Source organism: Alcanivorax sediminis (assembly GCF_009601165.1).
GTDB lineage: Bacteria > Pseudomonadota > Gammaproteobacteria > Pseudomonadales > Alcanivoracaceae > Alcanivorax > Alcanivorax sediminis.
In genome coordinates this window covers 2865255-2889796 of the sequence record NZ_WIRE01000001.1, presented here as the reverse complement: position 1 = coordinate 2889796, position 24542 = coordinate 2865255, and the positions used below count along the sequence as shown (strand labels likewise).

Here is a 24542-nt window from a genome sequence, read left to right as displayed (position 1 = left end):
CGAACCTCGCTTCTCGAAACTCGAAACTACTCTTTCGTCAGCACCAGAGCCTCGCCCATCGCCGAGGCCCCGGTTTGCGTGTTGCGTGTAGTGTCGCTTCAATTATCCACGTTGTCGTACATCATATAGCGTGCGGTTTCATACTGGGCGCGTGCGAGATTGAACAGCTTCTCGAACACGTCAGGGTGCTTCGATGCGACATTTTCTTTCGGGGTGTCGCTGTGCAAGTCGTGGAGGGTGGCGTTGCTGCCATCGTCATCCATGCGTACCAGAAAATCCCGGGTGACAATGCCATAGATCGGATGGGGCCCTTCCAGCAGCACCACAAAGGTGGCTCTGTCGCCTTCATGGGCCTGGATCTGGAAGTCCCGCCCCAGTGTGGTGTTGCGATAGTCGAGACCGAGCAAGCCAGCCACGGTGGGCATCACATCCACCAGACCCACCGCCTGGTCGATTACCCGTGGCTTGAGGTAACGGGGGGAGTAGATCACGTGGGGTACGTGATTGCTCTCCAGACCCAGTTGCTCCATGGCTGGCGGCATGTGGGGCAGGGTAGTGATGCGGTTATTGTGGTCACCAAAGAACACGAAGAGGGTATTGTCGAAATAATCACTCTTCTCCGCCATCTTCATGTATTCGCCCACGTTGTAATCCAGCAGGCGAACAGCATTGAACTGGGCGGCGCTGCGGAAGCCATGCTTGGCCAGTTCTTCATCGGACAGGTCGGTACGGGCTTTGAAATCACCATTGTTTTCCGGAATGGTGAAGGGGCGGTGGTTACCTGCTGTCTGGATAAAGGCAAAGAAAGGCTGATCATCCGGCAGATCATTCAGGATCTGGTTGGATTCCTTGAAGAGGTCCAGATCGGAGATGCCCCACACATCCACATTGGGGGATTGCCAATCGCCTTCCTGGTGCAGTTCCAGGCCATCAATACTTTGCTGAACGAGGCCGTCCAGATTGGCCCAGCCGGCATTGCCGCCGATGAAGTAGAACTTTCGGTAGCCTTTAAGCTCATTGACTACCATGCGTTGATGACTGGTTAGTGGATTGCGGCTGGCGCTTTCCTGGGGAGCCACATCAGGAATGCCCGTGAAGGTCGCCCAGATGGTTTTCGCGGTACCGGTGACCGGTACATAGAAGTGCTTGAAGCGCCAGCCTTCACTGCCGAGCCGGTCAAGGTTGGGCGTGCTTTCAATGGGGAGGCCATAGCTGCTCACACGGCTGGCTCCCAGGGACTCCAGCATCACAAACACCACATTGGGTGGGCGCTCATAGTCCAGCTTGTGGCTCTTTACGTCGACAATGCGCGAGAAGTTGAGGTTCTCTCGCTGATCTTCAGGAATGTCCAGATAATCCGCCATCAGCGGGTAATAATCCTTTACCTGTTCCTTGTCATAGGGAGAAACGGGAATCAGCAGGGTATCGCGAAAATACAGCACCGGGTTCAACCCCAGGGCGCCAATGGCGCGATCGCCTGAGATAAAGGCCTCGCTCCAGCGCAACGGAATGGGGTTAAGAAGATTGATATTGGTGACGCGCCCCAGAATGGCAAAGAAGAACAGCGCGAAACAGACCAGGAAACCCACAGTGGCATTCGGCCAGCTGATACCGGCTGGTGCGCGCTGCAGCAGCTTGCGTTCCGCCACCCGAGCCAGCCAGTAACTCGCGGCGACACTGGTGATCAAGCCGATCAGGATCCAGATTACAGGGTAGCTCTCCCACACCATCAGGGTAGAGTCACGGGTATCCTGAAGGAAGCGCAGGGCGGTCACGTTCAGCCGCTCGCCCAGATAGGCGTAATGGCCAAAATCAAAGATATAGGTCAGCCCCATGAGAGCCAGAGCGATCACCAGATAAAGGTGGCCGAAGAAGCGCATCAGTGCGCTGTTGAGAAGGTTCATGAATGGCAGGTAAGCCATGGCCGCCAGAGGCAGCATCATCAGCAGCGCAAGGCGCAGGTCAAAACGCAGGCCAACGGCCAGCGCATCCAGCACCGCAGCCTGATCTACGCCCGGTGTCACAGGCACTTCTGAAAATCCGAAGTAGAAGATCGCACGCAGTATGACCATCAACCCGAAAAACAGGGCGGTGATGGCCAAAAGGTACTGCAGGCGACGGGATTTCAACCAGGTCATTCTTCTCTCCAACTGGCGAAACAGGAAAAATTGGCGCCTATGCTACCGTCTGGACGGCTTTTGCGCATGGCAATTTCGTTTTCTCTGGTAATTCGTCGCAGTTAGCCAATGGTTTGTCCTGATTATGTCTTTCAGCCCGCTTTCGGCAATGCTATTAATCGCATCCTATGAAAACAGCGGGATGGCGATATGACGTTTGATGATGTGCTGGCGACGGTAGACGGGATGGGCAACGGCATGCTGCCAGAGGGCTGGGGGCAGGGGCGTGCCCTGTTTGGAGGCCTGGTGGGTGCTGTGTTGTTTGATCACCTGGACAAGACGGTGGCAAAAGACCGTGTTCTGCGCAGCTTCTCCCTGTCGTTTGTGGCGCCCGCAGCTCCTGGGCCAGTCTCCTTGCACAGTGAAGTCTTCCGGGAAGGGAAATCGGTTATGCAAGCCATGGTTACCGCGCGACAGGAGGGCGCTGTGGTCGCAGCCATGATGGCCAGTTTTGGCGCCGCCCGACACTCCTCTGTCACTATTGCCGTGCCGGGGGCTCCCGATATGCCCGCCCCGGCGGACAGTCTGGTGATGCCGCTGATCAAAGGGGTCACACCGGACTTCCTTGAACACTTCGATATTCGCTATGCCACCGGCAAGCCGCCTTTCTGCGGCAGTGAAGAGGCTAACTTCAGCGGCTATATGGGTTTTCGCTGTGCCCCGCAAAGGATGAGTACGGCGGCACTGATTGCCCTGGTGGATACCTGGCCGCCATCAGTGTTGTCGATGCTACGCACGCCTGCCCCTGCCAGTTCATTGACCTGGACCATGGAGCTGCTCGACGATCCGGCAACCCGGCCTTCGGACTCCCTGTGGCAGTATCAGGTCCACACGGACCAGTGCAGTGATGGTTATGGCCAGAGCCAGGCCACCATCTGGGACGCCGAGGGCAAGGCCGTGGCCTTGAGTCGACAGACCTTTACGGTATTTGCATAACGGTATTGGAATGAAGCAGGAATTACCGCCAATCACACCCACCACGCCGGGTGCGGCCGTGCCACGCCGTGGCCACTGGTTGCTGGCGGGGTTAGGGCGCCTGATCCTGAAACTGATGGGCTGGCGTATTGTGGGTGAGCTACCCAATGTTGAGCGTGCCGTGTTGGTGGTGGCCCCCCATACCTCCAATATCGATGGTGTGATTGGGCTCAGTGCCATTCAGGCGCTGCGCATTCATGTCAAATTCATGGGCAAACACACCCTCTTTGAGGGGCGGTTAGGACGGTTGATGTACTGGCTGGGCGGTATACCGGTAAACCGGGATAGCGCCCAGGATCTGGTTGAGCAAACCGTTACGGCAATGCAGCGCCAACCCTGCTGGCTAGGCATCGCCCCGGAAGGTACCCGCAAAGGCGCGCATCGTTGGAAGACGGGCTTCTACCGGATCGCTGAGGAGCAGGATATACCGGTGGTGGTGCTGGGGTTCTGTTACCGCCGTCGCCAGGTCAGAGTGGTGGGGAGCGTCATGCCAACAGGGGATTTGGAGGCTGATCTGCAATGGATGGTGCACATGCTTGGCGATATCGTGCCACGTCATCCCGAGTTGCTGTCGACGCCGTTTTTGGCCCAAAAAGCGGATTCAGATCTGTAGTAAAAGGGTTACCAGCGGACCCATTGCTTTGCAGGTATGTTGATAATGCAAAGAACACCGCGCACTATTTCCTTCATCCGGGCCATGTATGCCGGTCCGTGATGGTTTACTTTCCACGACCCGTGATAACAGGAACAACCATGACTGATACTGCTCGTTTTGAACAAGCCCAGAAAGATGTTCAGACCCTGGACCGCAAACCTTCCAATGACGATCTGCTGTTCTTGTATGCGCACTTCAAGCAGGGTAGTGAAGGGGATGTGTCCGGCAAGCGTCCGGGCATGCTGGATATGGTAAAGCGCGCCAAGTACGATGCCTGGGCCAAGCTCAAAGGCACTGACCCAGACACCGCCAAGCAGAAATATATCGAGAAAGTAGACGCCTTACTTGTATCCCACAAGGGATGATTCGCTACGGCGTTCACTGTTCTGCAGCAACTGGGCAATGCCCAGTTGCGCCTCTCCTGCCAGATTGCGGTAGTAGCGCTTGAGCTCGGGAACTTCGTCTTCCAGAGCGGACCGAACCTGCTCCCGTGCAGCCATAATGCTCTGATCCAGCGCTTTCTTGTCAACGTCCATTTTTAGCTTTCGCTGCTCCAGCTCCGGCGGTAAGGCGGTGGAACCGAGTGAATCAAGACGTTGCGCCAATCGCGCCAGTCGATCCCTGGCATCGTCAAGTCGCTGTTGCAGCTCTGCCATTTTGGGCGCATTGACCAGAATCCGTTCCAGGTCAGCAATTTCCTGTTCGGTCGCTTTCTTTTCAAATTCTGCCGCTTGGCGGAAAGCACCATTGGAGAGATCCCGTGCGGATGCGTGCTCAATAGCGGCGTTAAGACTTTCCTCTTCGCTTTGCAGGCAGCGCAGCTGACTCTTGGCATGGATCAGCTGTCGCGTTGCGTCGAGAACGCGGCTGTCACTGTCTCGCACCAGGGCCAATACCAGCTGATCCATGACCGTCGTGCTGTTACCGGCCACGCTGTTGGTGAGGGCACGGTAAAGACGGTCCGGGTTGTTTTCCAACTCTTCAAGCGCTTTCATGTTCTCAGCAGCCTTGGTCAGGGCCAGGTTATATACCGGCAGAGCCTGCTCTGAGGCTCCCTGCTTGCGCCAGTCATCACCGGCCAGCACCAGACCGGACACGGCGCGCGGATTACCGGGGAAGCGTGCTGCAATACGCAAGAACCAGGCTCGGGCGCGCTCCCGATCCCCATCCTTTCGATAACTTTCAGCCAGCAGCAGGGCGGCATCCACGGCGGCTGGGCTGTTTTGTTCGATCTGGGTGAGCTGCTGGCGGGCGAAGGTCGTGTCGCCATCCTGCAATGCCAGGGCGGCGAGGCGCAGCCGGGCATAATTGCCGAGGATGGGCTTATTGATGCTGGGCGTGGTGCTGCTGTATTGAAGCAGGATAGGGGCTTGCTGATCCGCAGCAGGTTGATCCAGCAGGCTCACCAGAGTTCGGTCTGCATTATGCAGGGTGATCGACGAATGTGAGCCTTCCTGGCAGGTGGTCCCGTAACTATGGCCGCTAAAGGCGATCATCATGGCCGTAATCAGGCCTTTGACAGGCAGTCTGGTAGCATCCATGGCGCAGCTTCTTGTTGTGTTTTTTGGTGGGCTGATGTTGCGCCATGTCAACGCCAAGAAAAGGAACTGTGTCACACAGTTTGAGCTGTTATGTACACCTTGTTGAATATTGGTACCTGAGTGGGTGCGAGCCTGTGATCCGGCTGGCACCAACAGGTGCTGAGCCTCATCGCCACTGATGAAATAGACTGATATTACGGTTAATACCGTTAACCGATCCGAATCAGCTTGCGCACAGCTCGCCAACGGTTGACCAGCAGGGACAGGAATATCAGGCCACAGCCAAGTAATTGCAGAGTGCTCATGCCTTCGCCGAACCAGGCGGCAGCCATGAGTGCGGTCCACATGGGTTCCAGCACCATGATGACGACCCCGTGGCTCTGCAGCGACAGGCTCTGGGCATAGGTCTGGACCAGAAAACGCAGGGCTGTGCCGACAGTGGCACTAAGCACAATCCACATAATCAGGGTGCCCGTCAGGTCGGAGAGAGCGCTTTGCCAAGGTTCGAAGCAGAGTGACAACACCCCGGTGACGACACCAACAACGGCCAGCACCACAGTGGTCAGAGCGAGTGCGGGTATGCGGGTGTGCTCAACAATTTCGCCATTGGCACGTCGGATGGCGATAGTGTTGGCCGCGCGGGTATTGAGATTGAAGTAGAGCGCAAAGATGGCCGCAGCGGTGATGAACAGGAGCTGTCCAGCTTCCAGATGCAGCCCCTGTTCCAGTGATAACAGGGCGAGTCCTGCCACCGCCACCGGTAGCGCCAGCCAGGTGCTGCCCGGTACGGATTCGGCGAACACCACTCGTGCGATGACCGGGACCAGCACCACGCCAAGGCTGGTCAGGAAGGCGCCTTCTCCCACATGGCTGGCGAAGGCCAGGCCCAGCACCCAGAAACTCATGGCGATGCCGAACACCAACCCAACCCGAACACAGCGCCAGAGCTGCCCGACATCCAGTTTAGCCAGCTGGGGAAGCGCCACCAGGCTGAGCAAAAACGACGCCAGCAGAAAGCGCAGGGACATGAACAGCAGCGGTGGCATGGCCAACACGGCCTCACGGGAAAACATCCAGCTGATGGCGGCCAGCAGGGTGACCACCAGCAGCAGAAAATCGGCTTTTTGTGCTCGGCTGAAGGGCACGGCGAGGCGCTTCCATAGGTGAGGGTAGCGGATGTTAGCATGGCAGGCAGATGAGAGTGGATTCACTCGGCGCCATAACCATGGCGAATCTGGACAGGTCTTGTCAGGTTCGCAGACAAGAAAGATCAGGGAGGAGTGGATGTTGGCTGCGTGGCGTGACTGGCGCGATACCCGACGGGTAAGAAAGATGGGTTTTACCCAGGCTCAGTGGCAAGCGGCAGTGGCTGGCTGGCCTGTGCTGAACCGTTACTCGGACCAGGAGCGTCAGTCCCTGATGGCGTTGTCGTTCCGGTTTCTGGCGCGAAAAAGTGTGGTGCCGGGTGGTGACTTCCAGATTACCGATGCCATGTGCCTGAAGGTGGCTACCATGGCCTGTGTACCGATCCTCAAGTTGGGGCTGGACTGGTATAACGGCTGGTACACAGTGATTCTCTATGAAAGTGCCTTTGTGCCAAATCGCCCGCATCGTACCCCTGATGGCGTTGTCCACCCTTGCGGCCCGGTGCTGTCTGGTGAGGCCTGGCAGCAGGGGCCAGTGATCCTCTCCTGGGAAGCTGTGTGCCATTCGGGTGGGGCCAGTAATGTGGTGATTCACGAAATGTCTCACAAGCTGGACATGCGCTATCAAGGCGCCAATGGTGCGCCACCACTGCATCAGGGCATGCGGCCACAGAAATGGCATGACATCTTTTCAAAAGCGTTTGGCGAATTACAGGAAGACTATCGTCATCATCGCCCCATGCCGGTGGATGCCTACGCGCTGACCGGTCCTGGAGAGTTCTTTGCTGTCTGCAGCGAGGCCTTCTTTGAAGCGCCGGATCAGCTCTATCAGGACTGGCCGGACCTCTACAACCTGCTAGCCCGGTTCTATCGGCAGGGGGAGAAGTCATTATGAAGTTCATCTTTGAAGTCACCATGAAGCCGGGTTTCAGTGTGGAGGAGTATGCGCAGGGCTGGGTGGAAGCCAGTGAAATCATTCAGCAGTCTGAGGGGGCGCTCGGGACATATCTGCATCGCAAGATAGGGCACCCGGATACCGTGTTAGCCATTGCCCATTGGCAGACCAAGGCGCACAGGGACGCGAAGGACGACTCGCGCAGCGAGAGGGTCAAGGCCATCCTCGCCCGACATGCCCAGGTCGTGACGGTGAAGGTGATCGGAGAGTATGAAGACCCTGAATGGCAGGTGATGCCACCCTAGCGGGAAGTCCACTCCAGTAATTTTTGTCGCAGCTGCTCCAGCGTTACCGGCTTGGAAATATGGTCGTCCATACCACTGGCAAAACAACGTTCGCGGTGTTCTGTGGAGGCATGGGCAGTCAGCGCGAGAATGGGAATACGGCGACGTTTCTCCCGGCTTTCCAGATCGCGGATCAGCTGTGTGGTCTGATAGCCATCAAGGTCTGGCATTTCACAGTCCATCAGGATGAGATCAGGACAGAAGGTCGGCTCTTCCAGCAGCTTGAGAGCCTCCGCGCCGCTGCTGGTGAGGGTGGTATTGATGGCTAGCTGCTTGAGCAGGGCCCCGATGACCATCTGGTTGACCGCATTATCCTCCACTACCAGCACTTGGAGTGACGCCGTGTCCTGGAGGGTTTGCGGTTTGTTTTCCGCCGGGTCCATGACGCTTCGCTGGAGGGGAATACTGAGGGAGAAGGTCGAGCCTTTTCCTCGCACGCTATGGGCCTCAAGCCGCCCCTGCATCAACTCAGCCAGCTGCCGCGAAATCGCCAGGCCAAGCCCGGTACCGCCGTATTTTCGTGATGTGGAGCTGTCTGCCTGCTGGAAAGACTGAAACAGCATGCTGACCTCCTCATCGGTCATGCCGATACCCTGGTCTACAATCTGGCAGTGCAGAAGCAGCACCTCAGGGTTACGGGTTCTGCCGGCTTGTGCACGCAGGGTGACCGTGCCCTGTTCGGTGAATTTCACCGCATTGGAGAGCAGGTTCAGCAGAATCTGGCGTAGTCGTGTCGGGTCTCCCTTTACCCACTCTGGCAAGCTGGCATCCCAGTCACTGACAAGCCTGATGCCTTTCTGTTCGGCAGTGGCATGGAAGATCATCAGGCAATCTTCCAGTAGCCGGTGCAGGTTGAAGCTGCTGACTTCCAGTTCCAGTTTGCCGGAGCTGATCTTGGAAAAATCCAGGATATCGTTGATCACATTGAGCAGGCTGTTGCCGGCGCTATAAATGGTATCCATATAGTTGCGCTGGGTAGCATCAAGGCGAGTGCCACGCATCAGTTCGGCCAGACCCAGTACTGCATTCATTGGTGTACGAATCTCGTGGCTCATCTTGGCGAGAAAGTCGCTCTTTGCATCGTTTTCGGCTTGGGCGCGGGCAATTTCCTTTTGCCGCTGCAGGGTTTCCTGCTTCAGGCTGCGCAGGCGGTAGGCGAGTCCGAATGACAGCAGCACCTGCTGGAGCACCAGACCGAGCTGCACACCGATAATGTTGAGAATGCCGGGGAGGGTGATGACACCGTAGGCACCCAGTGCCAACAACCCGACAGTGACCAGAAACATGCTCCAGGCAAAGACAAAGATGCGCGCCTCCGGGTGACCGCGATAGAGACTGAACAGCCCAATGAACAACAGCAGCACCAACGTCAGCAGCGCCACTACACCCTGCAGGGAGGCAATGGTACCCATCGGTGTGGCGAGCATGATGATGATGATGCCCACCTGGATTGCCACAGCAGTGAGCAACAGGCGGTCCAGCCAGCGCCATTGCACGGTATTCAGAAAGTCCCGGGCGAACAGTAGTCCAGACAGCAGGGTGAGATAACCGAACAGGTGATTGGCGGCTTGGGGAAGTACGGTATCGGGAAACCATAAACGGTGTGCAACCCCCTGAAGGCAGGCAATGTAGAAAGTGGAGCACGCCACATGCAGCACATAAAAGCGGCTGCTACGCTCCTTGCCTCCCAGCCACAGCACCAGATGATAAAAGAACAAGCCGATGGCAATGCCGTAAAAGCCACCCATCAACCATTCATGACTGCTTTGCTGTTCAATGAAATTATCGCGGCCGCTCAGACTTAGCGGCACTGTCATGGCGCTGCTGATGGTGTGAATTCGCAGATACAGGGTGCTGCTGCCCTCTGCCGGAAGGGTAAAGGGGAGGGTGAAGGTACGCAGGTGAACCGGACGGCTGCTGAAGGGAAGAGTGTCGCCCATATGCCATGACTGGATGTCATCGCCGTCGATCAGGTAAAAGTCCACGTTGTCGAGTACGGCATAATCCACCTGCAGCCATAATGGCAGTTCGACAGCGCTGGTATTTTCCAGCTCTACCCGAAACCAACAGGCGTCCTTGCGGTAGCCGAAGTTGATACGGCTGCGTTGCAGTGGCTGGTATTGTTGAGTGCGTGCCTGTGCAAGTGTGGATTGGCCATTGCTGTCGCACCAGCTCTGGATATGGGGGCCAAGTTCGATGGTGGCAACCGGGTTCTTTACCTGAAGATGGCCGCTGGTAACGGCATGGGCGGGCAGGGCCATTGCAATTAGCAGGCTTGCCAGCAGAAACCTGATCAGTGAAATTCCGATTGCCAAGTTCTCTCCCTGGATCTCCACCGGGCCTGGTAGCGCCTCGATAGCGCTGGAGCAAAAGGCCCTGTTTTTTATTATGGTAACGAGGTGCCGTTTCGCCGTTCGGTAAAAATGACGCTGCTCGTCGGGGTGACTAACAATTCAGGCGCCACCATCAAGGAGAATAATCCTGTCGATGGGGCGGCGCAAAAAAACCCGGCGGTTTTTTGGCTGCTGATTGTAAAGCTGGACTGCATGGTCAGATTAGCGGTGTGAACGGGGTTCTGGACATAAAAAAGCGAACCATGTGGTTCGCTTTTTTGCATTCCCTGTTGCGGTGAAGGCGTTACGGTGCCCCTTCCGGCAGAGTGATATTCAGCTCGAGAATCTCACAACCTGATTCCCTGTCCAGCTGAATGTTGACCGCATCCTGATCAACAGGAACATATTTGCGTACTACCTGTAGTAGCTCTTCCTGCAGTTGCGGAAGGTAGTCTGGCCCGCCACGAGTGGAACGTTCACGGGCAACAATAATTTGCAACCGCTCCTTGGCGACTGACGCGCTCGTCTGCTTCTTGGGAAGCAGATAACTGAAGATGCTCATCCTTAGCCCCCAAACAGTCGGCCCAGTAGACCTTTCTTGTTAACAGTAGTGAAGCGGTGAGGCAGCTGGTCTCCCAGGAAACGCGCGACAGCATCGCTGTAGGCCTGACCCGCATCAGAATCCGTATCCAGAATCACCGGGTTACCGGAGTTACTGGCATTGAGAACGGCCTGGGATTCCGGAACCACACCCAGCAGTTCAATGGCGAGAATTTCCTGCACATCTTCCACTGACAGCATTTCGCCTTTCTCGACACGCTCTGGCGAATAGCGGGTCAGCAGCAGGCGGGCAGGGATGTCCCCCTCACCGAGTTCGGCACGGCGGGTCTTGCTCGCCAGGATGCCGATCATGCGGTCGGAGTCCCGTACGCTGGACACCTCCGGGTTGGTTACCACCACCGCCTCATCAGCGAAGTAGGCGGCCATCAGGGCGCCTTTCTCGATACCGGCCGGGCTGTCACAGATGATGTAGTCCATCTGCATGTCATCACGCAGTGCATTGAACACACCTTCCACCCCTTCCTGGGTGAGGGCGTCCTTGTCACGGGTCTGGGAGGCAGGAAGGATGAACAGGTTGTCCACCTTCTTGTCCTTGATCAGAGCCTGCTTGATGTTGGCATCGCCATTGATCACATTCACCAGATCGTAGACCACCCGGCGTTCGCAGCCCATGATCAGATCCAGGTTGCGCAAGCCCACATCAAAATCGATAACGGTGGTTTTAAAACCGCGCAGGGCAAGCCCAGTAGCCAGTGCCGCACTGGTAGTGGTTTTGCCGACGCCACCCTTGCCGGATGTCACGACCACGATCTTTGTCACGCTCTTCTCCTTACCTTTTCAGTCCCTGAACGCTATTTAAGCGCGGTAAAATGCATCGCCTCGCCCTGCAGGGACAGGTGCACAGGCTGGTTTCGGTGTGCGTCGGGTAGATCTTCTGCTACCCGATAATGCCCTGCGATCGACACCAGCTCTGCGTTGAGCTGCTGACAGAAAATTCGGGCACTGGTATCGCCCCTGACCCCGGCCATGGCTCGGCCGCGCAGGTTGCTGTAAACGTGGATATTGCCTTCTGCCATCAGTTCGGCCCCGGTGCTCACCGGTGCCAGTACAATCATGTCCCCGCGGCTGTAAACCTGCTGCCCGGAACGCACCGGCTGATCAATCACCAGGGTTTCCACCTTCTCGGCCGCGGACGGGGCGGATTCTTGCTGGGCACTTTCCTGTCGGGGGGCTTCGCTACGGCGGGGGATATCGCGTCCGCCGCTCAGACTCAGAGTACCCAGACCAACCATGGCAGCGGTGGCTTCATCAATGCGCTCATTGCGAGCCAGAGCAACCAGATTGACGCCCAGATTGCGCAGGGTATCCACCGCAGGCATCAGATCTGCGGTATCGATCTCCACGCTTGCGGGGATATCGATGACCACGGGGGCCTGTTGCAGCCACTCTGCCGCGTCATCCAGACGCTGGCTGATTTCCTGATGCAGCTTGTGTGCGTCCAGGGTGTTGAGCTGCAGGACCGTCATCATCAGCATGCGGCCCTTGAATTCGAGTACAGATTTTTCTTCTACGACTGCTGTCATTCCTGACCTGTGTAGCTGGGGCGAGGCGCTGCGAGCGCGGGTAAAACCCGGAGGGGCAGAATTTTGGCAAAGCGTAGACCAAAGGCGCGGCGCGGGAAAGCGCCAAAAGGGTGATAAAAATGTTAAATCTGCATGTACAGGGAGTGACGATGATTCAACTGCTGGAAAAATCAGCAATTGGCTAAAAAATAGCCATTGTGATTTTTTGTTGGATTGTGAGCTGGTTGGAATTTGAACGACCCGCTTGAGAGGAGCGGAGAGGGGCGAGCTTCGCGTTGCGAAAACCGGTGCGCCGAACAAGGCTCAGATTTTTGCTCTCCGAAACTCGCTTTTCGTTACCCGAGAATGATGGGGGAAATCCAGGCGGAGCACGACTGTGCTCCGCCATGGACGGGACTACATCACCGGTCTCTCCGCGTGGACTTTCACCTTCTTCAGATTCTTGTCAAAGGCATCGGTGAGCAGACAGTCGTAACGCATGGCATCGTACTCGTTGATGGCATCCACCTGGGACTCGCTGATGATGCCCTTGGCGGCAGCGTCCTTGAGTTTGTCCAGAACGCTGCTGCCCTCCAGCTGCCCCTTGCCATTGGCCTTCAGGTACGCCAGCCAGCCCGGTTCCACTTCCAGCAACTTGTTGAAGGTTGTCTCCACCCGACCGATAGCGTCTTCCGGGTCCTGGGAAATGTAGGCCGGTTCTGCCAGTGCATCACGCACCGAGCTGGGTTCCATGATCATTTCACCCAGTTGGCGGATCTGGTCATCTCCCGGCGCTTGTGCCTTGCAGGGGCGACCAAACGGGAAGAAAAGCCCCTTCAGGACATGGCCAATGCCATAGAAACCAAAGTTGCGATAGAACGCTTCCAGGGCGTCGTGTGCACGGCTGAAGGCCCGGCGCAGTGCATAGCTCGCATGGGCATCGTTGGCCTCATCCCGAGGCAGGGTGGCGTGGTATTTCAGGATGGCACAGGCAATCAATAATTGACTGTGGACATCACCGAGACGAGCCGACAACAGCTCGCGCCGCTTGAGGTCCCCGCCCAGCAGGGCAAGTGCCATGTCTGCGGTACTTGCCAATACCGCACTGTAGCGATTAACCAGGCGGTACCAGGGGGCACTGAAGGCATCTGCATTTGCCGGTGCATCGGAGAGATACTGGCCCGCAAGCGCCTGCAGTACAGCGCTGCTTATGTTGCCAAGCGTGTGCCCAGCATGCGTAAAGAACAGGGCATCAAACGCCTGGAGCCCTTTTTCCTTGTCCTCGGCCTGAATAGCCTGCAACTCGTCATACAGGTACGGATGACAGCGCATGGCGCCCTGGCCAAAGATCATCAGGGAGCGGGTGAGAATGTTTGCTCCCTCCACGGTAATGGCGATGGGGGTGGACTGGTAAGGAAGTGCGAGGAAGTTTCGCGGACCTAACTGAATGCCACGGCCACCAGCGATATCCATGCCATGGTTGATCAGCTCGCGCATCATTTCGGTGGAGTGGTATTTGGCCATGGCTGTCACCACGGATGGCGCACCGTCTTCAAGAGAGCGGGTCACCAGGTGACGATATGCTTCCAGAGTATAAGCAATGGCAGCCACTTCTGCGGATGCTTCCTGCACACCTTCAAAATCGCCCACGGAGGTATTGAACTGACGGCGGATACGACCAAAGGCGCCGGTCATGCGATAACCCATTTCACCGCTGGCGGTTGCCAGGGCGGGCAGGGAGACACCTCGACCCGCACCAAGGCACTCGATCAGCATACGCCAGCCTTTGCCGGCCATATCCGGGCCACCAATGATGGCGTCCAGTGACACGAATACATCCTTGCCATTGATGGGACCGTTCATGAACGGAGAGCCGGGGTAATGACGACGGCCGATTTCCACGCCTTTCGTGTCGGCGGGAATCAGGGCACAGGTAATGCCCAGCTCTTCCTTATCCCCAAGCAGGTGATCCGGATCGTACAGTTTAAAGGCAAGGCCAACCACGGTAGCCACCGGGGCAAGGGTAATCCAGCGTTTGGCAAAGTTCAGGCGCATGCCCAGCACTTCTTTACCGTCAATCTTGCCTTTGCAGATCACGCCGGTGTCGGGAATGGCGCCCGCATCAGAGCCGGCCTCCGGTCCGGTAAGACCAAAGCAGGGAATTTCATCGCCTTTGGCCAGGCCCGGGAGCCAACGGTCCTTCTGCTCCTGGGTGCCGTATTCCGCGAGGAGCTCACCAGGGCCGAGGGAGTTGGGCACCATGGCGGTCACGGCGGCGGTGAGTGAGCGGGTGGCAATCTTGCTCATGATGCGGCTCTGCGCATAGGGCGAAAATGCCTTGCCGCCATACTCCCGGGGAATGATCAGGCTGAAAAAGCCCTTGTGCTTGAGAAAATCCCAAACCTCGGGGGGAAGATCCTTGAGTTCATGAAAAATCTTCCATTCATCCAGCATGTCGCACAACTCCTGAACTTCGTTGTCCAGAAACGACTGTTCCTCATCATTGAGCGTGGAGAACTGGATATGCGAAAAGTTTTCCCAATCCGGGCGGCCAGAGAACAGATCTGCCTCGAACCAGGTGGTGCCGGCTTCGATGGCCTCCCGTTCGGTATCGCCAATGGCAGGCATCACTTTGCCCAAGGCGCCATAAACTGGTCGGGAAATGAACTTCTGACGCAGGTCAACATGATTGAGAAGGGTAACACCTGCAGCGAGGACCACGAGGGCTAGCGGGTTCACCAACCAGGGAGCGAGAAAGGCACTTAATAACCAGATGACGACAAATACAACACTGCCAATCCCCCTGCTGACCCGTTGATAAAACAGGGTCATAAGGGTGGCAATCAACACTACAATAGCCAGAAGGCTAAGCATGGCGGTCTCCTATGCCTGAATGAATACAGTCCAGCGTACTCAAGGCCCATGTAGACAGCGTGAAGCCGGTAGATTTGACCTGTGGCTGTACATGAACCACACCCAGTCTAACGCTTCTGTTCTTCAGGTTGCACATAAGCATTCAAGAACGGGTTGGGTTGTTGATGCGACAGGACAACATCGGATTTTGTTCACCGCTTGCCTTACAATGCGCGCAAAGCGACAGAATCAGGAGTGCATCTGTGCAACCGAACAGTTACATCATTGACGCCACCGAGCAGAACATTCAGCAGGTTCTCGAGCAGTCACGGCAGATTCCGGTGCTGATCAGTTTCTGGTCCAGCAGAAGCCAGCCCAGCATGGAAATGGCGCCTGCTCTTGAGCGCATCGTCAACGAGTACCAGGGAAAGTTGGTGCTGGCCAAAGTGAATGTAGATGAACAGCAGATGTTGGCCAGTCAGTTCGGGCTGCAGGCACTGCCGAGTCTGAAATTGGTCTTTCAGGGCCAGCTGGTCAATGAGCTGGAGGGTGCCCAGACTGAGCAAAGCTTGCGCCAGTGGCTGGCACCCATCGTGGATCCCGAGGCAGCAGAAGCCCAGCAGGAAGAAGGGTTCATAGAGCAGGTACGAATGGCGATTGAAGCCGGCCATGGCGAGCAGGCTGAAGCTGCCTTGCGACAAACCTTACAGCAAACCCCTGACAAGCACGCCATTCGGGCCTTGCTGGTAGAATACCTGTTGGGGCAAGGGAGCCTGGATGAAGCGCAATCGGTGCTGGCGGAAGTCACCGAAGATGCCGAGCCGCTGAGACCCTTCCGTGCCCGATTTGCCTTGCTCGACAAGCTGGAAGGAGAGGGGCAAAGCCTAAAGGATCTGGAAGTGCGCATCAGTGATGCTCCGACTCCTGAGGACCTTTATGCCCATGGTCTTCAGGCCGCCGCAGCGGGTCAGTTTCGTGCCGGGCTCGAATCTCTGCTGGTGCTGCTACGCGACCACCGGGATTACAAGGAAGGCATTGCCCGCAGTGCCTTGCTGGAAGTCTTTGAATGTCTGCCGAAAGGGGACCCGTTGGCCAGTGAGTACCGCCGCAAGATGTTCAACTATCTTTATTGATCATCTGATCGCTATACCCCAAAGAAGGCGCCGGCAGGCGCCTTTTTTCTTTATTGGCCGGCTCTTGTGTATTGGAATGGTGCACAGATGAGACAGCCGATATTTTTTCAGCACGCAAGGCACCATTTCGTAGCGAAGCCGGCCTGGTTAGTGCTCCGAATGGGTGCGTAATCGTGGTGCGCCATGGATTATTTGCATCTCTATGGTGCATATTTCGCCTTCCCTAGCCATAACTAATTGATTATCAAGGGTGAAGGGTCTGGCCCAATTCTTGTATGCACTTTGCCGGTGCAAATTACCGACACCGCTTTGTGTTGGTGCAAATTGTTGAGGACCAGGAGACAACCATGAAAATGCTGACTGCGGTGATCAAGCCGTTCAAGGCAGATGAAGTGCGCGATGCGCTGGCCCAGATTGGGGTGCAGGGGCTGACCATCACTGAAGTGAAAGGCTTTGGCCGCCAGAAGGGACACACCGAGTTGTATCGGGGGGCGGAATACGTTGTGGACTTTGTTCCCAAGATAAAGATGGAGCTGGCGGTGCGCGAAGACCAGCTGGATCAGGCCATCGAAGCGATCATGAGCGCAGCGGGAACCGGCAAGATCGGTGACGGCAAGATTTTTGTCCACGACCTTGAACAGGTTATTCGTATTCGCACCGGTGAAACCGGCCAGGAAGCCATTTAAGGGGATTATCATGAAGAAGTTGCTTGCGGTATTGCTGATGTTGCCCTCGCTGGCCATGGCGGAGGGTCTTGATACAGGGGATAGCGCCTGGATTCTCACCGCCACTGCGCTGGTGCTGTTCATGACCCTGCCTGGTCTGAGCCTCTTCTACGGCGGTCTGGTGCGCAGCAAAAACGTACTGTCCGTCCTGATGCAGTGCTTTGCTATTACCTGTGCAGTGTCACTTGTCTGGCTTATTGGAGGTTACTCCCTGGCGTTTTCCGATGGCGGCAGCATGAACGCCTGGATTGGCGGGCTGCAGCATGTGTTTTTTGACGGCATCACCCGTGAAACCCTGGAAGGAACCCTTCCGAAGAGCCTGCATGGTCTGTTCCAGATGACCTTCGCCATTATCACCCCGGCCCTGATCATTGGTGCCTTTGCCGAGCGTATGCGCTTCGGCCCCATGCTGGTGTTCTCGGTGCTGTGGTTGCTGGCGGTCTACATTCCGGTTTGTCACTGGGTGTGGGGCGGTGGCTGGCTCGCTGAGCTGGGTGTGTATGATTTTGCTGGTGGTATCGTGGTGCACATCACGGCCGGTGTGGCTGCGCTGGTGGCAGCCAAGGTGCTGGGTAACCGCAAAGGCTTCCCCAATCAGGGGATGATGCCACACAACATGACCATGACGGTGACCGGGGCAGGCATGCTGTGGGTAGGCTGGTTCGGCTTCAATGGTGGCTCCGCTCTGGCGGCCAACGGCGATGCGGCCATGGCCATGCTGGTGACTCATATTTCCGCGGCAGCAGCTTCTCTGGCCTGGATCACCATGGAATGGAAGAAGTTTGGCAAGCCTTCGGCGTTGGGTATTGTCACCGGCATGGTGGCAGGGCTGGGTACGATTACGCCGGCGTCAGGCTTTGTTGGTCCGGCGGCTGCACTGGTGATTGGTCTGACGGCTGGGGTGGTGTGCTTTTACGCGGTGATCTTCATCAAGCATAAGCTGAAGATTGATGATTCCCTGGATGTGTTCCCGGTTCACGGGGTGGGCGGTATTCTCGGCACCCTGTTTGCCGGTGTATTTGCTTCTACCGAACTTGGCTTGTTCTCCGGTTATGGTTTCGCAAAGGCGGAATATACCATGATGGATCAGCTGGGTGTGCAGGCATTGGGCGTGGTGTCCACGTTTGCCTACACGGCCATTATCACCTGGGCATTGCTCAAGCTGATTGGTCTGTTCGCCAATCTGCGTGTTGAGAGTGACGAAGAAACCCAGGGCCTGGATATTGCCCTCCACGAAGAGCGCGGTTACGACCTCTGATATCGTCTCAGACGTGCTTGCAAAGACCCGGCCCAGTGCCGGGTTTTTTGTCCCGGAGCGACCCGTTTCACACTATTGCCACCCTCTGGGGGATTCTATAAGGTACAGGTAAGTTTCGAACGCTCGTTTGAATTGGCCCCATGGTCTCCTGCGAGGCGGCGTCGAAGCCATAACGATATTTAGGAGAAATAATAATGAGCCTGGAATTTCTGTCTGAAGAGTGGTTTGCGAAGGTTAAAGAACTGCGTGATGCAGCCGGTGAGATCGCAGCGCCGGGTGCGCTGGCTGAGCTGGTGATCAACATCACCGTGTCTCACGATCAGGGCGAAAAACTGTTGGCTTTGGTTGCCGGTATGATCGAAGAAGGCCACCACGACGCGGCTGAAACCACCATGATCCTGCCTTCCGACCTGGCCAAGCGTATCTTTATTGAAGGCGACCAGTCCGCCGGTATGCAGGGCTTCATGAGCGGCCAGATCCGCATCGAAGGCGACATGAGCAAGCTGATGCTGCTGCAGACCGCGCAGCCGTCCGCTGATCAGGTTGCCCTGATGAAGCAGATCCAGGAAGTGACTGCCTGATTGTTGTACGCCTGACGCTGGACGAATGAGGCCTGACGCCTCGTTTGGCCGGCGACGAAAAAGCCCGCCCGGTTCCCCGGGCGGGCTTTTTTGTGTCTGGGCATTGGGAGGATGCGCTGTAGGAGCCTGCCTGCAGGCGATCCGAGCCTTGGCGAGGTAAAAAGATTCGAGTTTCGAGTAACGAGTTTCGAAAGGCAAAAACCAGAATCTAGAGCCTGCCCGCCGGTTTTAGATTTTCGCAACTCGTTACTCGAAACTCGCTTCAGGAATCCTTACCTCGCTGAGGCTCGGATCGCCTGCAGGCAAGCGCCTACAGCAGGCTCCAGCCAAGGTTTTATCGATGCCAAAAGCCATCAGGCATCAGGCATCAGGCATCAGGCATCAGGTGTTCCGCATGATTCAGATTCTGTACCGGTGTTGCTACGGCGACCTCCCGAACGGGGAGTTGTTCCAGCCATCCGTAGGCGCTGCGACCCCCATCATCAAGGTAGTGGCTCAGGTTGTCGCGCCACGGCTCTGCATGCAGTGCCAGACACAGGGGCTGGCGGCGGATGGGATCCCGGGCGACACAGACGTACTCGGGGCCGGACCTGTGCAGCAGGTCAGCAGCCAGTGTGGAAGGGGGCTGGACCAGATCGCAGGGAAGGCAGAGACATAGCCCTGAGGCCGCCGTCAGCGCGGCTTCCAGGCCGGCCATGGGGCCCGGAAAACCAGGACGCAGATCTTCAACCACCTGATCCGCCCAATGACGGTAGATGGACGGGTTGCGATTGGCGCTGATGATGATGCGGGCAGGGCGGGGCTGCAGATGCTCCAGCAGATGAGCCACCAGCGGTCTGCCCTCCAGCGTCATGAGCCCCTTGTCCGCACCGCCCATTCTCGAGCCTTTTCCGCCTGCCAGGATGATCAGGGTATAGTCTTTCATCTGTGCCACTTTCGTTGGGTTCCAACAATGAATGGGCTATGCTTCCCGCGCCGCTAATTTATGGCGAATACTGATTCAGGATTGTTTGTGACGAGTGCCCGTTCCCATCTTACCGATTTGACGCGTTTCGCGCCGCTGTTGCCCGGCTATCAGCCCCGTGAGCCCCAGCTGGAAATGGCTGAGGCCGTTGAAAAGGCGATCCGTGGTGGTGGCACCCTGATGGTGGAAGCGGAAACGGGCACTGGCAAGACGCTGGCCTATCTGGTGCCAGCGCTGCTGTCTGAGGGCCCGACCCTGGTCTCTACTGGTACCAAGAGCCTGCAGGACCAGCTTTTTTTCAAGGACCTGCCCCTGGTGCGCAAGGCGCTGGGCTTGCCGCGCAAGGTGGCATTGCTGAAGGGCCGGGCGAACTATCTGTGTCCTTATCGTCTTGAGCTGCATCAGGAAGAGGCTCGTTTTCTGACCCGGGAAACCGTAGAGCAGATGCAGATCGTCGCCCATTGGGCAGGCCGAACCCGTACCGGTGATATTGCGGAACTGCAGCAACTCCCGGAAGACGCTCCAATCTGGCCCTGGGTTACCAGCACCGCGGATAACTGTCTGGGCACCGACTGCCCAAGTTATCAGGAGTGCCCCCTGATGAATGCCCGCAAGGAAGCGCAGGAGGCGGATCTGGTGGTGGTCAACCATCACCTGTTCTTCGCCGATGCGGCCCTGCGAGGCAGTGGGGCGGGAATGGAGTTGCTGCCCAGCGCCAATACGGTGATTTTCGATGAGGCCCATCAGCTGCCGGAAATCGCGGCTGCCTTTTTTGGGGATACCCTCAGCACCCGCCAGGTACAGGAACTGGGTCGTGACAGCCTGTCTGAAGCTGGGCAGACCAGCGCAGATCTGGCTACGCTGAACCAGCTTATCGCCAGCGTAGAGAAAGGCTGCCTGGATTTCCGGCTGAGCCTGGGCGAGATGGAGCGACGCGCACCCTGGTCTGACGTCTGGGAGAACGAGGCGGTGATGCAGGCAGGCGAAGACCTGCTGGAGGCATTGCGTCAACTGGATGTGTTTCTAGGCCCTCTGGGTAAGGCCAGCCGTGGCATGGAAGCCTGCTCTCGGCGTGCCAGCGAGCATGTGGACTGCCTGGCGGCCTACCTGAAGGGCGATCAACCTAACCGGGTGTACTGGTTTGAGACGTTCAAACGGACCGTGGTGCTACACAGCACGCCCTTGTCCGTGTCGGCCCAGCTGCGCGCCCAGAGGGAGCGCAACCCTTGTAGCTGGATCCTGACCTCCGCGACGCTGTCAGTGGGTGGGCGCTTTGAGCATATCCAGAAGCGCCTGGGCCTGGATTCGGCAGACACCCTTCGTCTGGAAAGTCCTTTCGATTTCAAGAAGCAGGCGGTGTTTTATGCACCCGACGGATTGCCACAACCCAATGATCCCGATTACACCCGTGCCCTGACCGAAGCCATGGTGCCAGTCATCAAGGCCGCAGGCGGGCGCACTTTCTTTCTCTTTACCAGTCATCGTGCTCTGCGTGAGGCCGCGGCTATCCTGCGCTCTGCGGTGGATTATCCCCTGCTGGTGCAAGGCGAATCGGGTCGACGTGAACTCCTGGATACGTTCAGGGACAAAGGTAATGCCGTGCTGTTGGGTACCAGCAGTTTTTGGGAGGGCATTGATGTCCGGGGTGAGGCGCTCAGCTGCGTGATCATCGACAAGCTGCCATTTGGCTCACCAGGTGACCCGGTGGCGGCAGCCCGTATCGAGCACATCAACCGCAATGGCGGTAATGCATTCCGGGACTACCAGTTGCCCCAAGCGGTACTGGCATTGCGTCAGGGGGCCGGGCGCCTGATCCGTGACCCCCAGGATACCGGCTTGCTGGTGGTGGCAGACCCTCGTTTGTTGACCAAGAGTTACGGCAAGCTGTTCGTCAACAGCTTGCCCAACATGACCCGCACTCGAAAGCTGGATGTGGTCCAGCGTTTCTTTGCCTACCTGGCCCGACAGGGGCAGACATCACAGGCAGGTGTGCCGTCTAACGAATCTGCTCCGGGTATTCCTGCGGCCGCTAACGAGCAGCCCTCCGGAGTCTCAACAGGACAACGCGAAGCATGACCCGAATTCTCGCTCTGGAGACCGCAGGAGAATCCTGCTCCGTCGCCTTGCTGGACGACAGCCTGCCCGTCGGCCAGCACATTCGTGAATCCTTTGAAATTGCGCCTCGTAAACAGACCGAACTGGCGCTGCCCATGGTCGAGTCGTTGTTGGCAGAGTCTGGCGTGACACTGAAAGAGGTGGATTGCCTTGCCTTTGGTCATGGCCCCGGCGCTTTCACCGGCGTGCGGGTGGCGGCGGCGGTTGCGCAGGGTCTGGCATTTTCTGCTGATCTTCCCGTGGTGGGGGTTTCCACGCTGGCGGCTTGTGCGCTGAGCGTGCCCCCGGAGAATAACGCTGGCCAGGTGATTGCCTGTTTTGATGCACGCATGGGAGAGTTGTACCTGGGAGCCTATCGCATCGAGGGTGAGCAGGTGGCGACTGTGCTGCCGGACGGCCTGTTCAAGCCGGAGGCATTGCCGCAACTTGATGGTCAATGGCTGATTGCAGGATCCGGTCTGGTTTACCGTGATGCACTGACGGCCGCTTATGACGCAAGCGCCTGTCTGCCTGACGTCCACCCCCATGCGCATGCTGTTGCGAAGCTGGCATTATCCGCTTTTCTGCGTGGAGAGGCGGTCAGTGCCGACCAGGCTCAGCCAGTGTATCTGCGTGATCAGGTTATTCAGGGAGCGGTGCGATGAACTGGGATCTTGCCAATGTCCATGTGATGGAATTTGTGGTGCCTGCTGAGTCCATCGATGTCATGGGCCATGTGAACAACACCGAATACCTGCGTTTCATGGAGCAGATTGCCTGGGATCATACTACGGTGCTGGGGCTGGGCTGGGATCTGTATCAGAAGCTTAATCGCGCCATGGTGGCGCGCCGTACCGAAGTGGATTATCTGGCCCCGGCGTTTGAAGGTGAGAAGCTGGTCATCGGTACCTGGATTGTTGAAAACGATGAGCGTCTCAGTATTACCCGACGATACCAGATCATCCGTGAATCTGACGGCGTGACGTTGTTGCGTGGTCGAACCAAGTGGGTCTGTGTTGCACTCGACTCCGGCAAGCCGCGCCGCATGCCAGCGGAATTTATCAAGGGCTACCAGATCACGGCCTCCGAGTCTTGACCCTTATCCATTTTCAGCAGTAAGGACATTCCATGGACTGGTTTCAGGCGCTGATTCTGGCGTTGATTCAGGGACTCACCGAATTCTTGCCGATTTCCAGTTCGGCCCATCTCATTCTGCCGTCAGAAGTGTTGGGTTGGCCGGATCAGGGGCTCGCCTTTGATGTGGCGGTGCACCTTGGCACCTTGCTGGCCGTGATGACCTACTATCGACGTGACATCGGCGCCATGCTCGGCGGGGCAGGGCAGGCGGTGGCTCACCGCCGCATGAATGAAGATTTGCGTCTCGGCCTGCTGGTGGTTCTGGCCACGATTCCGGCGGTTGTATTTGGCTTTCTTGGCGATGACTGGATTGAGCGAGAGCTGCGCTCGGCGCTGGTGATTGCCATTACCACCCTGGTTTTTGGTGGGTTGTTGTGGTTTGCCGATGCGTTTGGTGCGCGCTCCCGGTCACTGACCGAAATCGGTATCGCGGGTGCCTTGCTGGTGGGCTTCGCCCAGGCGCTGGCTCTGATTCCGGGTACCTCTCGCAGTGGTATTACCATTACGGCGGCGCTGGCCCTTGGGTTCCGACGGGAAGAAGCAGCACGGTTTTCTTTCCTGATGTCTATCCCGGTGATTCTCGGTGCCGGGCTGTTGAAAACCAAGGATCTGCTGGAGCTGCAGGCGCCCGTTGACTGGGGCTTGATGGCACTGGGCGCAGGGGTCAGCGCCATCACTGCCTATCTCACCATTGTGTTCTTCATCCGCCTGCTGGAGCGCGTGGGCATGCTGCCCTTTGTGGTTTACCGGCTGGTGCTGGGGATTGCCTTGCTGGCATGGCTGGCCTGAACCATGAGCGCAGAGGTAGGGCTGCTCAGCAGTTGCCCGGACGGCTTGCCTGGCTGTCCGGTGGCAAGTGAAGCCGAAGCTGAAGCGGCAGGCCTGAAGCTGGTCATGGGGCGCGTTGGAGATCACCTTAGCCTGTGGGTGCCCGGTGGTAAGGAGACGCCGCTGTCCGTTGACTTTAGCCATGGCAAGCAGGGTTATCGTCTGGATCCCGAGCGGGTGCGCCACGAGCGGCTGGTGAAGGCCTTGGGCAAGCCAAAGGATGAGCGATACCGGGTTGTCGATGCGACGGCAGGGCTGGGGCGTGATGCGGCCTTGATTGCCCAGGCGGGATTCGAGGTGATCCTCATTGAACGTTCCCCCCTGGTTCATGCGCTGCTGGCCGATGGCCTCTCTCGAGCGCCCGGAGCGCTGGCAGAGCGAATGAGGCTGCTGCCCTGCCAGGATAGCCGTGCCCTCCAGGAGCCGCACTTGCATGCGGTATACCTGGATCCCATGTTCCCTTCGCGGGAAAAAAGCGCCGCCGTAAAGAAGGATCTGCTCTGGCTGCAGTGGATCAATGATTACCCATCACTGGATGAAGAGGTGGCCATGCTCGACTGGGCACGGGCGCTGACTCCACACCGCATCGTCGTCAAACGGCCCGCCAAGGCCCCGAGCCTTGCTGGCTGTGCGCCTGGCTTTAGCCAGAAGGGCAAAGCGGTTAGGTTTGATGTCTATCCAATGGGTTAGGCCTGCCTGACCTCAAAAACCCTCTGCCGGCCAATGTTCAGGCTTCCCCCGCTTCTCCCATAGTTCGTGTGGGGCTTCACTTTGTTAACTA

The 24542-nt window shown here is 57.4% G+C and carries 24 protein-coding genes; 15 read left to right on the top strand and 9 right to left on the bottom strand.

All coding sequences use genetic code 11. The features are described from left to right. Nucleotides 1-98: 98 nt before the first annotated feature. Entirely contained in the window at nt 99-2138 is a 2040-nt protein-coding gene (locus GFN93_RS13195) for an LTA synthase family protein (protein ID WP_153501503.1), read from the bottom strand. A 189-nt stretch (nt 2139-2327) separates the two neighbouring features. Here GFN93_RS13195 and GFN93_RS13190 point away from each other — a divergent pair, with 189 nt between their 5' ends. From GFN93_RS13190 to GFN93_RS13180, 3 genes are all read left to right on the top strand, one after another. Next, complete coding sequence (locus tag GFN93_RS13190; RefSeq protein WP_153501502.1) at nt 2328-3113, top strand: thioesterase family protein; 786 nt, start codon at nt 2328-2330, stop codon at nt 3111-3113. Between the two features lie 10 nt (nt 3114-3123). Next, nucleotides 3124-3765: a 1-acyl-sn-glycerol-3-phosphate acyltransferase gene (locus GFN93_RS13185; RefSeq protein WP_153501501.1), complete on the top strand. Its 642-nt coding sequence runs from the start codon at nt 3124-3126 to the stop codon at nt 3763-3765. 140 nt (nt 3766-3905) lie between these two features. Further along, complete coding sequence (locus GFN93_RS13180; protein ID WP_153501500.1) at nt 3906-4172, top strand: acyl-CoA-binding protein; 267 nt, start codon at nt 3906-3908, stop codon at nt 4170-4172. On the opposite strand, the gene GFN93_RS13175 is transcribed toward GFN93_RS13180, so the two are convergent. Further along, nucleotides 4149-5348: a tetratricopeptide repeat protein gene (locus GFN93_RS13175; RefSeq protein ID WP_194285801.1), complete on the bottom strand. Its 1200-nt coding sequence runs from the start codon at nt 5346-5348 to the stop codon at nt 4149-4151. The two genes, GFN93_RS13180 and GFN93_RS13175, sit on opposite strands and share 24 nt — an antisense overlap. 209 nt (nt 5349-5557) lie before the next feature. After that, nucleotides 5558-6493, bottom strand: coding sequence for a DMT family transporter (locus tag GFN93_RS13170; protein ID WP_328594645.1), 936 nt, complete (start codon nt 6491-6493; stop codon nt 5558-5560). 139 nt (nt 6494-6632) lie between these two features. Here GFN93_RS13170 and GFN93_RS13165 point away from each other — a divergent pair, with 139 nt between their 5' ends. Together GFN93_RS13165 and GFN93_RS13160 are read left to right on the top strand one after the other, a co-directional pair. Continuing rightward, nucleotides 6633-7388 carry a M90 family metallopeptidase gene (locus tag GFN93_RS13165; RefSeq protein WP_153501499.1) on the top strand — a complete coding sequence of 252 codons (756 nt, stop codon included), beginning with the start codon at nt 6633-6635 and terminating at the stop codon, nt 7386-7388. Further along, nucleotides 7385-7693, top strand: a complete 309-nt coding sequence (locus GFN93_RS13160; RefSeq protein ID WP_153501498.1) for an antibiotic biosynthesis monooxygenase family protein — start codon at nt 7385-7387, stop codon at nt 7691-7693. The genes GFN93_RS13165 and GFN93_RS13160 overlap by 4 nt, the downstream gene beginning before the upstream one ends. Here the strand turns inward: GFN93_RS13160 and GFN93_RS13155 are convergent. Beyond that, nucleotides 7690-10047: a hybrid sensor histidine kinase/response regulator gene (locus tag GFN93_RS13155; RefSeq protein WP_153501497.1), complete on the bottom strand. Its 2358-nt coding sequence runs from the start codon at nt 10045-10047 to the stop codon at nt 7690-7692. The genes GFN93_RS13160 and GFN93_RS13155 overlap by 4 nt on opposite strands. An 84-nt stretch (nt 10048-10131) precedes the next feature. Here GFN93_RS13155 and GFN93_RS13150 point away from each other — a divergent pair, with 84 nt between their 5' ends. Continuing rightward, nucleotides 10132-10299, top strand: a complete 168-nt coding sequence (locus GFN93_RS13150; RefSeq protein ID WP_153501496.1) for a hypothetical protein — start codon at nt 10132-10134, stop codon at nt 10297-10299. Nucleotides 10300-10369: 70 nt separating this feature from the next. On the opposite strand, the gene minE is transcribed toward GFN93_RS13150, so the two are convergent. The 4 genes from minE to GFN93_RS13130 form a co-directional block, all read right to left on the bottom strand. Next, entirely contained in the window at nt 10370-10627 is a 258-nt protein-coding gene (gene minE, locus GFN93_RS13145) for a cell division topological specificity factor MinE (RefSeq protein ID WP_153501495.1), read from the bottom strand. 2 nt (nt 10628-10629) lie between these two features. Then, nucleotides 10630-11445, bottom strand: a complete 816-nt coding sequence (gene minD, locus GFN93_RS13140) for a septum site-determining protein MinD (RefSeq protein ID WP_328594643.1) — start codon at nt 11443-11445, stop codon at nt 10630-10632. A gap of 32 nt (nt 11446-11477) precedes the next feature. Then, nucleotides 11478-12209, bottom strand: coding sequence for a septum site-determining protein MinC (gene minC, locus GFN93_RS13135; RefSeq protein WP_153501494.1), 732 nt, complete (start codon nt 12207-12209; stop codon nt 11478-11480). 396 nt (nt 12210-12605) lie between these two features. Then, a complete protein-coding gene (locus GFN93_RS13130) occupies nt 12606-15062 on the bottom strand; it encodes an acyl-CoA dehydrogenase (protein ID WP_153501493.1) in 2457 nt (818 codons plus the stop codon). Between the two features lie 242 nt (nt 15063-15304). On the opposite strand from GFN93_RS13130, the gene GFN93_RS13125 reads away from it, so the two are divergent. The 4 genes from GFN93_RS13125 to GFN93_RS13110 all read left to right on the top strand — a co-directional run bounded on the left by GFN93_RS13125 (nt 15305) and on the right by GFN93_RS13110 (nt 18738). Then, on the top strand, nt 15305-16174 hold the full coding sequence (locus tag GFN93_RS13125) for a tetratricopeptide repeat protein (protein WP_328594642.1): 870 nt from the start codon (nt 15305-15307) through the stop codon (nt 16172-16174). 347 nt (nt 16175-16521) lie between these two features. Further along, on the top strand, nt 16522-16860 hold the full coding sequence (locus GFN93_RS13120; protein WP_153501491.1) for a P-II family nitrogen regulator: 339 nt from the start codon (nt 16522-16524) through the stop codon (nt 16858-16860). A gap of 10 nt (nt 16861-16870) precedes the next feature. After that, nucleotides 16871-18157 (top strand): ammonium transporter, encoded by a 1287-nt coding sequence (locus GFN93_RS13115; protein ID WP_153501490.1) that lies wholly within the window; start codon nt 16871-16873, stop codon nt 18155-18157. Nucleotides 18158-18351: 194 nt separating this feature from the next. Then, nucleotides 18352-18738 (top strand): SCP2 sterol-binding domain-containing protein, encoded by a 387-nt coding sequence (locus GFN93_RS13110; protein ID WP_153501489.1) that lies wholly within the window; start codon nt 18352-18354, stop codon nt 18736-18738. A 367-nt stretch (nt 18739-19105) separates the two neighbouring features. On the opposite strand, the gene GFN93_RS13105 is transcribed toward GFN93_RS13110, so the two are convergent. Next, entirely contained in the window at nt 19106-19663 is a 558-nt protein-coding gene (locus GFN93_RS13105; RefSeq protein WP_153501488.1) for a molybdenum cofactor guanylyltransferase, read from the bottom strand. Between the two features lie 87 nt (nt 19664-19750). Here GFN93_RS13105 and GFN93_RS13100 point away from each other — a divergent pair, with 87 nt between their 5' ends. The 5 genes from GFN93_RS13100 to GFN93_RS13080 are packed head-to-tail and all read left to right on the top strand — an operon-like array spanning nt 19751 to nt 24451. Further along, nucleotides 19751-21778 (top strand): ATP-dependent DNA helicase, encoded by a 2028-nt coding sequence (locus GFN93_RS13100; RefSeq protein WP_328594641.1) that lies wholly within the window; start codon nt 19751-19753, stop codon nt 21776-21778. Further along, a complete protein-coding gene (gene tsaB, locus GFN93_RS13095; protein WP_153501486.1) occupies nt 21775-22461 on the top strand; it encodes a tRNA (adenosine(37)-N6)-threonylcarbamoyltransferase complex dimerization subunit type 1 TsaB in 687 nt (228 codons plus the stop codon). The genes GFN93_RS13100 and tsaB overlap by 4 nt, the downstream gene beginning before the upstream one ends. Continuing rightward, on the top strand, nt 22458-22892 hold the full coding sequence (locus GFN93_RS13090) for an acyl-CoA thioesterase (RefSeq protein ID WP_153501485.1): 435 nt from the start codon (nt 22458-22460) through the stop codon (nt 22890-22892). Before tsaB ends, GFN93_RS13090 begins: the two co-directional genes overlap by 4 nt. A gap of 32 nt (nt 22893-22924) precedes the next feature. Beyond that, entirely contained in the window at nt 22925-23722 is a 798-nt protein-coding gene (locus GFN93_RS13085) for an undecaprenyl-diphosphate phosphatase (RefSeq protein WP_153501484.1), read from the top strand. 3 nt (nt 23723-23725) lie between these two features. After that, the gene (locus GFN93_RS13080) at nt 23726-24451 is read left to right on the top strand and encodes a class I SAM-dependent methyltransferase (protein ID WP_153501483.1); all 726 of its coding nucleotides are present in this window, start codon (nt 23726-23728) and stop codon (nt 24449-24451) included. The last annotated feature ends 91 nt before the right edge of the window (nt 24452-24542 follow it).